Below are 15,473 nucleotides of genomic sequence, written 5' to 3'. Positions count from 1 at the left end.
TTCTGGTTCTCTGAAAGTGTTGTTGGAGCGTATCCTTAATTATACATGATTATTTCGTTATAACCTGAGTCTTCTATTTCCAATTACCTATTCGTTTGCACAAAACTTCATGTCGCAGGCCGAATGCTAGCCTTTCTGGGAAGGTTTTTGTTTGTATTATTACACATTCACGAAGAAATATGATTATTTTCATTCTGTTTTCATAAGTTCATATGTAATCTCATGATATGAAAATTGTGTAATAAAATAGGAGAATTGAACCAGTAATATCATGTAAATATTCTATATAATAGGTTCAGAGGTGGGATTATGAATAGACGGGAAGCCCTAGAACACTTCCATAAGACCTATAGGGAAAATATGTTGAATGATAAATTGCGTCAGGTAGCGGTTTTATATGAGCATAGAAAAGAAGAGCTTATCTTTTCCTTTATCCAATCTTTTCAAACGATTTGCTTACAAGCCAATTCTGCAGAAGCGGACAAGACAGCAATTGGTTACATTACCTATTCTATGAGGCGCACGTATCTAAGGGAGCGTATTTATAACTATATCATCGAAGTCTATGGCCCAAACTGGTATTTTGATCCTCGTCCTTGTCATGGATTCTATGATGCAGTCTGGTCGTTCAGCTTGTTGGCAGAACTGGAGGACGAACTGAATCAGCTTCGAAAACCTTATATGAATAAGGTTATTCAGCCTGATGTCGAGCGATATGTCCTTCAGGTTGCGTGGGAATTTCATCAATACATTTTGAAATTAGCTAAAGACGCTATACAGCAGGCTGTACAACTCCCTGAATTCCAAGCATTGAAATGCGAGAACGATTTGGAAATAAGAATAGGAGAGTATAAAGGAATCAGTGAGGTGGTGTATCCAACAGCTTATGGAGTACTACATGATTCAACAGGATAATCGTATTACAGAGTATATGTTTCCAGTAGAGACAAATCGTAGACAAATGTTGGAATGGGCAGAACGCTCATTGTGTACTGATGAAGAGTCTATTTTGCAATGTTATGTATCAGGCGATGCGGACTATATTGATTTTATAGAGCAACCAGTAGCCATTGTTTCTGAGCAACTAAAGGAAATCTTTGATATATACCAAGCCGGATTACGCTGGAAGCTGATTGTTTTTGCTGATATGCAGCGTATGCAGCAAACGAGGTATTGGCTGGCTCATCCGCCTAGCCTGATGTGTTTATCACCACTTAGCGAATGTCATAGGGACGGTACACTGAAGAAAATCATTTTAGATGAATATGCAGTCGAGAATCATAAGATATTCAGGGTTCAGCATGCCAATCAGCATATCATTGTGGACCTAGATGTAGCTGAATGTATTTTGAAGTTTAATCTGGCTGGCTTGAAATTACAAAAGGTCGATACGGAGAGGCCGTCTATATAAAGGAGAGTCCGATCATGAGTGAGAGCTATGTAGTGGACGGGGCACAGATACAGTGTACCTATGGAAGTCATTCGGGCAGGTTTAGTGTTTCAGCTAACAGGGGGATTAGTATTGGTGATAAATTGCAGGGGAATATTCAGGATTTTCACCCGCAGACGCATATCCCATCTTTCGGCATGTGCCGTAGTATGCACAATCCTACAGTTTCTTCTGCTAACAAGGGCAATTCTGGGAGAATCATTCCGCAACCCTGCATACCGAGCGTGTCTATGCCTTGGTTGAATGGAAAGAAGGATGTATACGTAGATCAATCTCCGGCTCTGATGAGCTGCTCCACGAACCTATGCATGTGGTGCGGAAAAATTTCATTCACGTCAGATGGGCAGGAATAGCTGCTCATTGTAGAAACATCACATGTTAAGACAAATGGAGGGAGTAAGATGGGACTGGCAGGAACTGTGCTGACTTATGGAAATATTAGAGTGAATGCGCCGTATGAAATTGTCCGTCTACTGGATGTTCAATTGACACTGAAGGTAAATGAGCACGGCAAAGTGTACATCACTGCTCTCATACCGGATGAAGATCATGCGAAATATGATGGTTTAGCGCATGATGAGGATGTGCTAGAGGTATACGAGATGGATGAAGATCGAGGCACAGTAAGCATCTTTAAAGGAATCGTCACCCATATTAGAATTGGATTCAAAAATGGTGTATATCACATGTACATAGAGGCAGCCTCTTTTACATATATGCTGGATCGACAACGGAAAAATCGTTCGTTTCAAAACAGCAGCTTGACGTATTATCAATTGTTTCGGGAGCTTATAGATAGCTATCCACACGGCGATTTTATTGACCTGACAGACAGCAACCAAAAGCTGGGCGGCTTTACTATTCAGTATGGGGAGAGTGATTGGGAGTTTCTGAAAAGGATGGCCTCTCATCTGCACACTGGACTGATTGCCGAGATTACATCCGTATTTCCGCGACTATGGTTAGGTACCTCAAAAGAACAGGTGAAAGGTGAACTGAGCAGCATTAACTTTTCCCTCCAAAAAACAAAGTCAGGCCCCCAGTATACGTATGCTGAAGTGGAGGACACGAAACGTTTTGAACTTGGAGATGTGGTCTTGTTTCGACGAAAGCATTGGGTTATTGATCAGATTCATGCAGAGATGAAGCAGGGCATTATGACATATGACTACGTTCTCGTTCCAGAAGCGGGCATTCCGAGGGAGGTTATACATAATCAGTTTATCAAAGGTGCTTCTATTGAAGGGAAAGTTATTGAATTAAATAGCGAAAACGAATCCGTTAAACTTCACTTGTCCGTAGATTCCACGCAGTCCAAAGCTGAAGGGTGCTGGTTTGCTTACCCCACTATGTATACCGGTGATGGGATCGGCTGGCATTGCATGCCCGAGCTTGGGGATCATGTCCATTTGTATTTTCCATCCAACAAAGAAAAGGAAGCTCGTGTAGTTCAATCCCTGCGTAAGAGAGACTACACAGGAGATGAAATCAGCCAGCCATCCAGAAAGCTGCTTCATACCAAATCACAAAAAGTGGCGAGATTCGATGATAAGGAATTGGCCCTCTCCACCCAGAAAGACAAGATACTTGTACGCTTAAATCCTGCATCTGGTATTCACGTGTACAGTCATCACGATCTTACCTTTCACGCCGATACAGACCTGGTGCTGCATGGCAAAAAGGTACAGATGACCGCTACTCGCGAAATATCTCTGACGTGCAAAACCAGCTATATCCGAACCGATGGAACACTTCATATCAAGGCTAGTAAGTTTATGAAGAATCAGATGCCTGATGCCGAATTGAAAGCTTATCAATCCCTGATTCAAGAATTGAAGGGGAAGGGATATCCACAATGGGTACAGGATTTGCTGCTTCAGTACAAAGCCGACTACTACAAGGCCGTGGCAGCAGGGGACAAAAAGGGGGCCAAGGAAGCAGCGGCCAAGGCTAAGCAATTGCGTCAGCAGGTGGCAGAAATAGATCGTATGCCTGCCTGGGCCAGAGCGCAAATGCATGAATACACGTCCCAATGGTGGGAAGCGCATGGCGCAAACGACAAGGCCAAGCAAAAGCAGATGCATCTTCTCGCCAACCAACTGCGTGACAACGTGCTAATCAACGAGCTGATTCGTGGTCATTCAGCCAAATCCTATCTGGATGCGAATCGGCTGGAGGAACTGTCCGGGCAATACGCAGATGCGGCCCATAAGCTGACCGTTGCCGACCAAAAGGCTATGGCTAAGGAAGCGGCCGCTCTGCGGAGTAAGTACGGGGTGAACAGTCAGCTTGCCAGAGAGAATTTGAACAAGCTTGCCAAGAAGTATCCAGACAGCTTCTCGTACAAGCTACCAACTACAGGCGATTGGGATAAAGAGCTTAACGCCGCACTGCATGATTTTGCGAAAAAATACGGCCTGGAGAATAAGGGCTATGGTCGGGATGTACTGGCCGTATACCTGCATCAAGTAGCCAATGGTATTCTTCCATGGCCTAAGGTTAATAAGGCTGCAACGCCAGCAGCTCCAACAACGAAAACGGAACCGGGCAAGAACACGCCGACTACTCCTGATAAACCGTTGAAAGAGGAAACGAAGCCTACACCTTCCAGCAGTTCTGCCGAGGAGAAAAGGAAAGCCATTGTAGAATTCGCCAAGAAGTTTTTAGGTAAAATTCCTTATTGTATGGACACCAAAATTAGAACGATGAAGCTAGATCCTAATAACCCACCTATATATATGGACTGTTCTGATTTTAGTTCCTCGGTGTACTTGACCATATTAAATGTGCATATAGGCGGTACTACAAGAGACCAAATCAATCGGGGGATAGAGGTTGACCACCAAAGTTTACGCACTAAGGGGGATTATAAAAACCTGAAGTTAGGTGACTTAATATTATTTGACTGGAAAAAAAGGGAGGGAAGACAACCAAATCATGTAGGTATGTATATCGGGAATGGGGAATTTATTCACGAGCATGGTAACGCAACTAAGCCTAGTGAAATGGATTCAGATATAAAGCCTTCTCATAATGTAACGATAGATAAATTAAGCAAAGATTGGAAGGGGTCTTACGGTCGTATATATACAAACGTAATAGCAGTTAAGCGTATTATTCAAGACGATGGATCAATTAAAAATAAATAGGGATAAGGAAGTACAGAATCACATAAAGAATTGGGACAACCCGCTTAATGAAGGGGATTTTTGGAGAGTGTAAAGAGAGGGGAAATCATGCGTTATATAAAAGTGGCTTTGATTATTGTATTTTCAGTGTTGTTGTCTGCATGTACAGCAACCACAGATGGAGACATTGTTACATCTTCGCAGTCTCCCAATATACCATCAAGTAATGAAATTAAGATAAATCAGGATGCCGCAAAGGGGACTGAAAAGAAAGAAAGTTGGCTTTTGAATGGCCAAGAAGGCGTAGAAGATCGAGTTCAATTCTTGACCGATTTAGATGATCCTACTGGAAAAACTAATATCCGTATCGACGAACTGATTGACACTATGCAAACTCGTGAAGAACGTATAAAATATCGCGGCTCACAGGTAGATGTCGGGAGAATAACAAGTGACGGCAGTCGTATGGCGATTATAAGAGATGTTTATGGGGAGCAACCAGAGGAGCCACTTATTATTGAAGTGTACAATCTGGATACGGAAGAAAAAGAGCAAGAGTTTAAATTGCCGCCAGCTGCCCAATATCCTGTTGTCTCTTCTGATTTAAGTAAATATTTATATGTAATGAATGGGCATTTGTGTTTATATGATGCAATAAGTAACCGAACTACAGAAGTGAAGAATGAAAAGGGTGAAGCAGACGTGAGCAATATTTCTCATGGGCAAGGAGTTTTTTCACCGGATAACACCAAGTTTTATTTTGTGGATGGTCAGTCAGGAATCGTAATGCTTGATCTGTCTGGCAATAGTGGTGCAAAGCGCCTGCTTGTAGGAACTGGTGTCTCCAGCGTTATGCAATGGGGTCAGGGGAACCAACTTATTTATACAACTTATAAAAAAGATAATACTTTCATAAACGATATTTATTCACTAGATATATCCACTGGAAAAGTACAGTTTATAACTAAAAATGAGGGCGACTTTATTCTATCTCCAGATCAAAAAAAATTAGTACTGGCAGATGATGAGGTTGTAAAAATGTTCATGATTGATATAGCCAGTGGAAAAAAAGAAGATATCTCGTCCATTGTAAATGGAGAAGGTACTTGGGTAGTACCAATACAGTGGATAAATACAAAAACCGATTATATGAAGTATAGCAACAAGGTCGAAGTGGAAAAAATAACGGCCTCTTCCACATTGCCTAATCAGGGGAATCGTTCTTTTCGTGTGGACAATTTAACGGATGATAATAATTTAACCCCTTGGTGTGAAGGATCTAAGACAGGTGGAGTAGGGGGAACGGTAACTATAGATTTGGGTTCAGCTCAAGAGGTCAGAGGTATAGAGATGGTTGATGGAATTATATGGGTTAACAATAAGTATATAGACATGAATACCATCCAGAGGATGAAACTTGATTTCTCGGATGGACAATCGACAGTGCTTGAGAACAGTGACACACGTTTTAAATTCGATGAACCTATACGAACTTCTTTCGTAAAGATTACTATCCTAGAAGTAAAAAAAGGCGTGGACTTCCCAAATACATGTATAGGTGAGCTGAAGTTATTGTGATGAATTGTAGAAAATGAGGAAAATCTATGATGCAGATAAGTAAAATCGCGTTATTAGTCATAATCTTTTCCATGCTATGTAGCTGTATACGATCGAACGAGAGCCAAAAAGTAGGACCAGAGCGAGATGAAACCCATGCTGCTGTCTCTCAGTCCAAGAAGCTTCCCCCACCAAAAAAGTCCGTAAATTGGTTGTTGTTTGAAGCGGAAAATGGAAACATGCCTATGGATTTTTTAGCTGACATGGATGATCCTACAGGCAATACCTATATTGATTTAGACGACATTATAGGTAAATTACATGCAAGTGAAGGTGAGGCGTATCCTGAATCTGAGTTGTATCTGGATAGGTTCTCGGATGATGGCAGGCGTATTGCCTTATGTAGAGAGTCAACCGAATTGAATTATTTAGTGATCAAAATCTTTGATCTGTCTACCACAAAGAAAATAACTGAATTTAAGGTGCCGAATAGGGACTACGCCTTTATGTCTCCTGACTTGCGGAAATGTGTTTACACAGAGAATGCTGCCTTTTTTTATTATATAAATCAGATGCAGAAAACGAAAGCATTAGGACATTTATACGATGGTCACTATCTCGTTCTTCCCGTGTTCTCACCTGACAGTAACCAATTTGCCCTTGTAGATAGTAACCATAATATATTGATCTATGACTTGTCCAAGAACAAGCTAATCCAACAAATCAAGTCAGGATTAGACGGCATACAGATTGAACAGTGGCTGTATAACGATCAAATGGTCCTTTATTCAAACGATAATGATAAGGCTTATGTGCTCAATATCAGGACTGGGGAGAAGAAGTTACTAATGAAAGCCACAGACTCTCCTGTTATAACCTCGGATAACCACAGGGTTGCTTATTTGAACTTGAAGGGTGAAATCCAACAACGAGACATCCAAACAGGTCTGCCTATAAAATACTCCAATGTGTTCCACAGGATAGGCTATAACGTGTCCCCTACACAATGGATACAAACTACAACGGATTTGATGAAATATCGGAAAAACATTCCGGCACAGAGAATTGTTGCTTCATCTACACTTCCAGATCAGGCGGGGAACTCCTATGCTGCCCGTAACATCATGGATGGAGATGCGAGAACAGCCTGGTGTGAAGGAGTTAAGGGAGACGGGATCGGGGAGTGGATCAGAATTGATTTCGGCTCTATGCAAGAACTAAAGGGGTTTGAGCTTATCAATGGTTTAGCTAAGTCATCTAATGCTTTCCAAGCAAATAATAGAGTTAAACGAATGAAACTGGAGTTTTCAAATGGACAGACCATAATGGTAGATAATGATTTTATAAGAAACGAATTTCTTGATAAGCCCATTCATACTTCATTTGTAAAAATATCGATTGAGGCCGTAGAGCGAGGAACCAAATATCACGATACCTGTATGTCGGAGATACGATTCTTCTAGCATCCCTAACAAAGGAGAAGGCATATGAAGTGGAAAGAACCAACGTTTGGTGCAACCCCTATGTTGAAAGCTTTAACAACCGCTAATGCACACAGAAAAGCACAGGCTTTTGATCTGGTGGCAGAACAGAAGAAACAGAAACTGAATTACCCCGACTGGGCCCAGTCCTGGCTGCGTAAATACAAAGAGGACTGGTACATTGCTCAAGCCAACGGTGATGAGGTTGGCATGCGTAAAGCACAAAAGCTAGCAGAGGGGCTGCGAAGCAAATTACGTGAAATGGCCACATTCCCCAAGTGGGCTCAAGAACAGATGCAAAAAGAAACCGTTCGTTGGATGACTGCGGAGGCAAGCGGAGATATCAGGGAAAAGCTGGCTGCTGAGAAGGCTGGACGAGCAATTCGCGAGAAGCTAGGTTTGATCGATACGAGTACTAAAGCACCACCAGAAGTACCCATTACCACTGAATCGAAAGATGAACCTATAAAAACGAACGTAAAGACTCCGGCTGGAAAATGGATACCTGCTGAATTCCAGTATAACGGTAGTTCTAAAGCTGAAAAAACATTTAAAAGACGCTCATTAAAATTCACTAAAATGCAATGGAATCAGGAAAAGATACACGGTTTGTGGGAAGCTACAAAAAAGATACAAGAAATGTATGACATTCAGATTGATCCCCGTTTTTTGTTAGCAATTATTATTCAAGAAGGAACAGGCAGTTTTAATACTAGCAGTACAAATAGGGCAGCCGATGGTGAACATGGTGCTGAAACTAATTATGCTAAAGATTTGATGAAAGCCAATAGCTTAATATTTGGGAAAATATTGGGCTATATATACTATGGTCAGGAATTCAGAAAGGCCGTAGTAAAAAACAATAAATTGAGTGGGATTACGGGTAAAGGAAACGTTTTTCAATATTGTAATTGGATCACACCAATCATTAGAATGAAATCAAAGCAAGTTGATTGCGGGGAATATGCTAGTGATAACCATTGGGGTGAACATGTGCAGGAAGTTTACAGTTTATTTAGTGGGAATGAAGCTTCTAACTATGAACAATATCTGTTGAGTCTCGATAAAAGTGTGGCTCAGAAAATTGCTGCATCCGAAGGTATTAAGCTGCCTAATGTTAATTTTAAGCCTGTGCAAAATGGTAACGATAGCAAAAAAAAACGTAACGGAGAGTGGACAATCGTTGGTAAACGATAACTATAATGAGAAACGAGGAAAAGATATGTACAGGCAAGGCTACGGTTATCTCATTATAATGCTTGTAATGATATTGGCGTTAACTGCATGTAGTTCTTCGTCTTTCCATGATTTTAATAGTGGGGAAACAGCTACCACCAAAGTTAAGCAAGAAGACACTGGCTACTATCCAGATAAAAAAGCAGACAAAGCCAAAAATGTTGTATCTGCCGATCCTAAACTCCTTCAGGACGACGACTTTGAAGTCTCATATCGGTCGCACAAGATTGATAAAAATACGGATATTAAAGAACTTATCCGTAAGTGGGGTTATGGTGAAGGATACGATAACTTCAATCGGGGATATGTTAGTGGAAATGGAACATATAGAAGATGGAGCTTGTCTTATCCTAAATATGAAGATCCAGAAATTGATTTTGTAGTCTTATCTAAAATTGAACTTGAAGGGGAGGAATTGGTGGATGGTGAAAGTTATCTAGTAGCTGTGAGCTTGGAGAATCCCAAGTTTAAAACCAAAAGAGGATTGAAGATTGGTGATACACTTAGCAAAGTACTACAACTTTACGGACAACCAATTATTGTGAAAAATGGTAATGTTATTTACTCCAAAGATGGCCAACATTTGAGTATTAATTGGGATACTAAAACAGAGAAAGTAAATAATATTTTTATTGAATATAACATGGAAAAATCTGTTAAGCAGCAACGTAGTGGTGATTACGTAGAAGAGGATGCTCAGCCCGATCCTGATCTAGAACCATATACTATTCAGAGAGAACAATCATTTACCACCCCTCTTAATGGATGGGGAGAAGTAAAGTTTATATCCACTTTAAAAGATGAGGATATGAATGATCTGATTCAAGCAAAGTTTTTTTTGGAAGTTAACAGTGACAAAAATGTGGAAAACAAGATCCTGTACGAATTCCCCGAATTTTATGGTAACAACGGTAAAATGATTGATAGGATCAAAGCAGTAAGTTTTAAGGATTTGAATCAGGATGGACGTACGGATATTGTTATTATTGCTGATTATATCACCGGAGTTAATGCACACGGAATAGAGACACTGCCTGTCGCGGGGATTTATTTTCAGAGAAAGGATAACACATACACTACTCTTCCTAAATTGGATAAGAATATTAATCAAACAGGCCATAATCAAACGCTTCAAAATGTCATTCAATACGTAAGCAAACAACGGATAAACGTGCAGTAATTAATATAAAAAAGGGAGTTTTGTGAAATCAACTTTATAAATAGAATACTATTGTTAATATTGTTAACTAGTCTGTTTTTGAATGGATGTTCAGTAGAACCTACGAATGAGAAGCAGCAGGCAGTTGACCCCACCAATCCTAGCACTCAAGTGATAGAGCAAAAAGCCGTGACTGAGCCAGAGTCTGCTGCTCAAAAACAAGATCGAAATAGTAATGTTGCGAATCCGATTAATAAAAGAAATGGAAATTACGTCGCAGATTCTAACAGATTAGATCAGTTTATAAAGAAAGTCCAACCCCCAAATGAGCAGCTTCAAAAAGTATTAAAAGAAGATTTGGACCGTGATGGAAAGCCGGAATATGTGCTTGCTTTTGGATTAGAAAAAGGGGGGATTGACAACATATTTGTAGTCCGGGAGGATGATGGCTATCACATCATTGGTAAATTAGAGGACCCAGTTATGGTTGCACATCTTAATACAGACATGAAAATTATGAAGCTGGATCAAACAGAACAAAAATTTATAGTTGTATATTCCACTAGCGAAGTGGATGAGGCCGAAGGATTCTCTATATTTACTGTAGACCATAACCGAATTAGCAACCTGAATTACAATTATCCAGAAGCAACAGGGCAAGGGAGCAGGAAGCTAGAGGACATTAATAAAGATGGTGTTTTTGAGGATGTGAGTTACTACCGTTTTCAGGATACTCAGAAACATACAATAATAACTTATCAAAAATTCGACAGTACCGGACCCGAAAAAACAAAAGTACTATATGAAAATAAGAATAAAAAATTTGTATATCCCACGGATCCCAAAGACATTATTCAAAATTATTTGGAGGATCATTATCTTAGGAATCGCTTCTTTATACACTTGCCTGAAATGGCGGAATTTATTGCTTTGTCAGCAAGTCCAAAAAATAATTTTGAAAGTATCATAGATTTTTCCGCTATGGACTATACAGGATTAGACTTGAATGTAAAAGAGATTGCTTATGAGGCTAATCAGCGGGTGTTTTTGGTAAAGAGTAGCTCAGAAGAAGAGGAATCAAACCAAGGACTTGTATTTACGTTAGAAAAGCAGTCAGGCAAGTGGAAGATTATGAGTATAGAGATGAACGATAAATTGTAGAAAACGTGATCTCCAGCATGAGTTACTTGAAGTATGCGCGAATTTGTTATGTGCTGTTATTACTCATTTCCTGTGTAGTGCTGAATGGATGCATGAAGGGACAGGATCCTCCAGCAACAGAAACAAATCATACACTTTCTCTCCAAAATGACGTTAAAACGATTTCTTATTCGAAAATGTTGGATGCGTTAGTTCAAAAACTTCGTATAGTCAACGATGAGAATAAGGATTCTAATATCAGACAAAACAAGCTTGAGGAGTTCACACAGGAACTTAATTTGTTGTTAAACGAGCCAGAAAGTGTAGAGATGAAGGATGGAGAATTAGTAGAAAAATTCGATAACAATCTCACTATCTTAACAAAATCGTTTCATTTAAAAAGTGGGCAGCTAAACGTTAGAATTGTCAATTATAGAGCACCTAAACGCTGACAGGTACGATCGGAGATAAATACACATTTATTCAGTGGTGGAGTTCGAAGCAACTTGTACACGCCCAGATGATTGAGGATGGCGGGCCAGAATTGACTACAGACTTTGTGGTTCGAGATTCAGACCAAGGAATACAGTTGTGTTTAGGGGGACATGTTTCCATATATTATCCAGACCCCGTATTTGTTGATTTGTGGGAGTTGTCTGGACAAAAGTGGACGCAGAAAAGTATAGATGTAGGTAAGATGAAGCTCCCGGATGCGTGGGAACTGAACAAGGATACGAATGAGCCTATTATTATCGAGAATCGACAACATGATAGCATGAGTATCGAGGTTTTAGACCACGGTGATGGTTTCTTAATAAACAGTGATTTTTCTGAACAAAACCTTATCATTGAGTTCTCCAAAAGTGGAGAAGTCCGTATTGATTCCGAATATAGCATCGCCTCGAATACTCATGGTGAACTGCAAAGCTATGAGCTCACTCGAGAGAAGTATTCAAAAAATGGGATCGTGATTAAATACCCTCAAATTACAAAACTCAAGGATATTGCAAAGCAAAAATCTTTAAACCAAATTCTTAAGACCGAAGCTTTAGGAGGATTAAACGACTATGCGGATTCCAATTCTGGAGTCCATGTCGAAATTGATTATGAGATCAAACGACAAAGTGAACGACTCTTGAGCGTTCAATATACGGGTATTCGTTATGTGAAGGACGCAGCCTATCCTACTCATATGTTTTATACGACGAACCTGGATATGAAGCAGGCTTCAAGAATAAGATTGAGGGATCTGGTAAAGGTCGAGAAACCTTTTATTGAGCTTATAAAAAGCGGGAAGATTACAGCTGTTCAGCCGGAGCAACAAGGATTAATCGGTGATTTCACAAAAGATGATTTGATGCAATTGTTAGCAAACGCAGATGTAACCAAAGGTTCGCTTGCGGAAGTAGAAATGGAATCATTTAGTTATCTCACAAATGATTCGTTGGGGATGAGTGTACCTATGGCTCATGTAGTAGGGGACCATGCGGAGTATGAAATTCATTTTGCACAAATTCCAGAGAATATCAGGCAGAATAAAGAACTATGGAGTGAGCTAAGTTCTGTTGAGGATCAGTCTGTTTCCACAGTTGGCGGTGAAAAATTGGATACCGACCAATATGAAATTGAAGAGTCGCAGTCTTTTCAAACTACTCTCGAAGGCTTTGGAAAAGTACGTTTTGTATCCACATATGGGTATCCAGAAGGTTTTCGTAAATTCTTTTTCTTCCTACTGGATGACCAAGAACATATTCTATATCCATTCCCCAATTTCTACGGGAACCGTGAGTGGGTTGCACGTTACGGAGGAGTAGAAGCAGTGGCCTTCAAGGATGTGAATAAGGATGGATTGAAGGATGTTATCATCATTGCCGATGTTGACAACGGGATTCATGGGCCTGGTAGAGTTGATGAATTCCCTATAGCGGATATTTATTTTCAGAAAACAAATAAAACCTTTACCACGATCCCTGCATTAGATGAGACTCTTAACGATCAGGGACATAATCAAACCATTCAAGATGTCGTTCAATACGTAAGCAAACAACGGATTAACGTAAACTAACCGACAAAAGGGAGCGGTAACATGGGATATCCAATCATCAAATATAACGGGACGGTTTTATCTCTTAAAAACCCGAAAGTTAAAGTTGTACAGAAAATGAATGAGCATGTGAAAGTCTTTTTGACAGGTGTGTTAACGGGTGCCCAAATGGAAGAATATACAGATCATATGGAAGCAGGGACGAAGTTAGTTGTATCTTATGTGAATGATGATCATAAACAGATTGTATTATTTCGAGGATTAGTCGCGCAGTTTAGAATCACGTTGGTGTCCAATGTAGCCCATTTGGTCGTCGAAGCTCTATCCTATACAAGCCAGCTGGATGAAGTGCTTCATAGACAAACTTTTCAAAATGTAAAGATGAAGCTGCAAGTATTGCTCGAACATGTGCTCAAATCCTATCCCAAAGCCAATTGTACGAGCCGCTTAAAAAACCAGCTTTTACAGGAATTTACGATGCAATTCGATGAAACAGACTGGTCGTTTTTGAAGCGTATAGCGTCTCGACTCGGTTGGGGACTGATACCTGATCCGATTGGAGAAAAACCTCAGTTTTATTTTGGATTACCGGATGGTGTCAATCAAGGGGAGCTCAAACAGTATAACTACTCCATGACCAGAAAAAGCAAACCAGGTTCCGGCAAGGACGACAACCTTTTGTATTATAAAGTGCAAACGACAGGAGCCAAAGATGTCCTACTGCAAATTGGGGCTGAGGTTAAATTTAAAGGGAAAACTTTATACGTCCTGCAGTCTGTGGCGTTTATACGTCATAGTGCTTTGTGGCATGAGTATGTGCTGACTACAGCGGATGGAATGAAGCAGGATTTGATTGTAAATGAGAGCATTCGTGGCATCTCGTTGAAGTCCAAGGTCATTGGAATCGAGCAGGATCATGTGAAGGTTTTCTTTTACGAAATGGACAAGGTCAAGCCGAACGTAAAGGAAACCTACGCTTTTCCAACGGCTACATTTTATACATCGGAAGGAAATACAGGATGGTACTGTATGCCGGAGTTGTTTGACTTTGTAGACATTTACTTTCCGACCGCTAAAGAAAAGGACGCCATCGTAACTCATTCAATCCGCAAGAGATCCAAAGGGGGCGACTTTATTAAGGACCCGTCCACGAAGATCTTTATGACCAAGTACCGCAAAGCCATTATATTTGAGAAAAATGAAATTTTAATCACGGGGAACGACGATGAAGTAGTGATTCGACTGCTAGATGACCATGGCATCGAATTGCGGAGTAAAAAGGACATCCGTGTTAAGGCTGATGGAAACCTAGTACTCAATGCGGGTAACAACATACAAGTCACAGCCAAAGATGGCATCGGTTTAAAATGTAAAATGAGTTTGGTCGAAATGGACGGAAACATCAAAATGACTGGAGAAAAGATAAAGACGCAGTAAATAAAACCACCAAGGGAGGGGAAAAGCATGGCTAAAGTAACTACAGGAGCAATCGTGAATGAGAAAACGCCGACCCAGGAAGATATGGTTCAAGAATGGAAACGTAAAATAAGCAAAGGCGAATATCCTTTTATTTATATAAATCAACCTCTCGCTCAAAGTGAAAAACGTTAAATAAGTCAGGCAACGAGTAAATAAGGCTCCTTAGGAGCCTTATTTCTATGTTCATCTGTGCAACTTTCACCTAACATACAGTTACAAAGACCTATTCCGCATAAACTATGTACTATGACCAGAAATACTGAATCCAATGACTTTATACTTATTTTTCCTCTCGACTATATCACTCGTAAATAGGATGCACTATAATTATACTACTTCTTAATTTGGGAAAAATTAGACGTTAACATTTATAATAGCCCTTCTCAGGAAGAAGGGGTCTTGTATTTGGGAACTTCGCTGTCGATAAACCAATCTGGCCCAGAGACGTCGATTACTTCTTTGGTTTTATAACTGTAATAAATAGTAATTTTGCTGTCTTCGTGACCTTTAATGTACCCATACAGATATATTCTTGAGTGGATAGCCGGATCGTCCACAACATAATCTTTTAGTATGAAATCAGCATTATAGTGTTCTTTAATAAATTCCACGCCGATCGGAGTGGCGACGTCTACTAATTCTTTTTTCTCTTTGTCGGACAAGCTGGAACAACCTCCTAAATACATAATAATTAAAATAAGTGCCAGAATCAGTTGGATTTTTCTGTTCAAGTTACAATTCTCCTTTTCTGGTAATCACCTTTTTTCATAACTCTATAATATATTTACACAATAGACAA

Annotated in this window: 14 protein-coding genes; 13 read left to right on the top strand and 1 reads right to left on the bottom strand. The window is 40.1% G+C overall.

The genetic code is table 11. From position 1 onward, the window contains the following. The first annotated feature begins 309 nt into the window (after positions 1-309). The 13 genes from MKX36_RS23670 to MKX36_RS23610 all read left to right on the top strand — a co-directional run bounded on the left by MKX36_RS23670 (position 310) and on the right by MKX36_RS23610 (position 14,806). A complete protein-coding gene (locus tag MKX36_RS23670; protein ID WP_340865874.1) occupies positions 310-915 on the top strand; it encodes a hypothetical protein in 606 nt (201 codons plus the stop codon). Beyond that, entirely contained in the window at positions 899-1,411 is a 513-nt protein-coding gene (locus tag MKX36_RS23665) for a hypothetical protein (RefSeq protein ID WP_016822743.1), read from the top strand. Before MKX36_RS23670 ends, MKX36_RS23665 begins: the two co-directional genes overlap by 17 nt. A 14-nt stretch (positions 1,412-1,425) precedes the next feature. Beyond that, positions 1,426-1,803: a DUF4280 domain-containing protein gene (locus MKX36_RS23660; RefSeq protein WP_017428631.1), complete on the top strand. Its 378-nt coding sequence runs from the start codon at positions 1,426-1,428 to the stop codon at positions 1,801-1,803. Positions 1,804-1,851: 48 nt separating this feature from the next. Beyond that, positions 1,852-4,599, top strand: a complete 2,748-nt coding sequence (locus tag MKX36_RS23655; protein ID WP_340865873.1) for an NlpC/P60 family protein — start codon at positions 1,852-1,854, stop codon at positions 4,597-4,599. A gap of 87 nt (positions 4,600-4,686) precedes the next feature. Next, positions 4,687-6,156: a discoidin domain-containing protein gene (locus MKX36_RS23650; protein WP_340865872.1), complete on the top strand. Its 1,470-nt coding sequence runs from the start codon at positions 4,687-4,689 to the stop codon at positions 6,154-6,156. 26 nt (positions 6,157-6,182) lie between these two features. After that, positions 6,183-7,598: an NADase-type glycan-binding domain-containing protein gene (locus MKX36_RS23645; protein ID WP_340865871.1), complete on the top strand. Its 1,416-nt coding sequence runs from the start codon at positions 6,183-6,185 to the stop codon at positions 7,596-7,598. Positions 7,599-7,622: 24 nt separating this feature from the next. Beyond that, entirely contained in the window at positions 7,623-8,813 is a 1,191-nt protein-coding gene (locus MKX36_RS23640; protein WP_340865869.1) for a hypothetical protein, read from the top strand. 25 nt (positions 8,814-8,838) lie between these two features. Continuing rightward, the gene (locus tag MKX36_RS23635) at positions 8,839-10,032 is read left to right on the top strand and encodes a hypothetical protein (RefSeq protein WP_340865868.1); all 1,194 of its coding nucleotides are present in this window, start codon (positions 8,839-8,841) and stop codon (positions 10,030-10,032) included. Between the two features lie 60 nt (positions 10,033-10,092). Beyond that, on the top strand, positions 10,093-11,172 hold the full coding sequence (locus MKX36_RS23630) for a hypothetical protein (protein ID WP_340865867.1): 1,080 nt from the start codon (positions 10,093-10,095) through the stop codon (positions 11,170-11,172). A 92-nt stretch (positions 11,173-11,264) separates the two neighbouring features. Next, entirely contained in the window at positions 11,265-11,603 is a 339-nt protein-coding gene (locus tag MKX36_RS23625; protein ID WP_340865866.1) for a hypothetical protein, read from the top strand. Between the two features lie 92 nt (positions 11,604-11,695). Beyond that, the gene (locus MKX36_RS23620; protein ID WP_340865865.1) at positions 11,696-13,216 is read left to right on the top strand and encodes a DUF4163 domain-containing protein; all 1,521 of its coding nucleotides are present in this window, start codon (positions 11,696-11,698) and stop codon (positions 13,214-13,216) included. 21 nt (positions 13,217-13,237) lie between these two features. Beyond that, on the top strand, positions 13,238-14,632 hold the full coding sequence (locus MKX36_RS23615) for a hypothetical protein (protein WP_340865864.1): 1,395 nt from the start codon (positions 13,238-13,240) through the stop codon (positions 14,630-14,632). Between the two features lie 27 nt (positions 14,633-14,659). Further along, positions 14,660-14,806, top strand: coding sequence for a hypothetical protein (locus tag MKX36_RS23610; protein WP_016822753.1), 147 nt, complete (start codon positions 14,660-14,662; stop codon positions 14,804-14,806). Between the two features lie 251 nt (positions 14,807-15,057). Here the strand turns inward: MKX36_RS23610 and MKX36_RS23605 are convergent, their stop codons facing one another. Next, positions 15,058-15,405, bottom strand: a complete 348-nt coding sequence (locus MKX36_RS23605; RefSeq protein ID WP_016822754.1) for a hypothetical protein — start codon at positions 15,403-15,405, stop codon at positions 15,058-15,060. Positions 15,406-15,473 lie beyond the last annotated feature (68 nt).

Origin of the sequence: Paenibacillus sp. FSL W8-0439 (assembly GCF_038008995.1) — a bacterium.
Taxonomy (GTDB): Bacteria; Bacillota; Bacilli; order Paenibacillales; family Paenibacillaceae; genus Paenibacillus; species Paenibacillus polymyxa.
The sequence above is the reverse complement of the archived record's forward strand: the minus strand, read 5'-3'. Positions and strand labels throughout refer to the sequence as shown.

Bases quoted from the DNA above. Each gene is read 5' to 3' on its own strand.
- MKX36_RS23670 (WP_340865874.1), top strand. From the start codon at position 310: ATGAATAGACGGGAAGCCCTAGAACACTTCCATAAGACCTATAGGGAA.
- MKX36_RS23665 (WP_016822743.1), top strand. From the start codon at position 899: ATGATTCAACAGGATAATCGTATTACAGAGTATATGTTTCCAGTAGAG.
- MKX36_RS23660 (WP_017428631.1), top strand. From the start codon at position 1,426: ATGAGTGAGAGCTATGTAGTGGACGGGGCACAGATACAGTGTACCTAT.
- MKX36_RS23655 (WP_340865873.1), top strand. From the start codon at position 1,852: ATGGGACTGGCAGGAACTGTGCTGACTTATGGAAATATTAGAGTGAAT.
- MKX36_RS23650 (WP_340865872.1), top strand. From the start codon at position 4,687: ATGCGTTATATAAAAGTGGCTTTGATTATTGTATTTTCAGTGTTGTTG.
- MKX36_RS23645 (WP_340865871.1), top strand. From the start codon at position 6,183: ATGATGCAGATAAGTAAAATCGCGTTATTAGTCATAATCTTTTCCATG.
- MKX36_RS23640 (WP_340865869.1), top strand. From the start codon at position 7,623: ATGAAGTGGAAAGAACCAACGTTTGGTGCAACCCCTATGTTGAAAGCT.
- MKX36_RS23635 (WP_340865868.1), top strand. From the start codon at position 8,839: ATGTACAGGCAAGGCTACGGTTATCTCATTATAATGCTTGTAATGATA.
- MKX36_RS23625 (WP_340865866.1), top strand. From the start codon at position 11,265: ATGAAGGGACAGGATCCTCCAGCAACAGAAACAAATCATACACTTTCT.
- MKX36_RS23615 (WP_340865864.1), top strand. From the start codon at position 13,238: ATGGGATATCCAATCATCAAATATAACGGGACGGTTTTATCTCTTAAA.
- MKX36_RS23610 (WP_016822753.1), top strand. From the start codon at position 14,660: ATGGCTAAAGTAACTACAGGAGCAATCGTGAATGAGAAAACGCCGACC.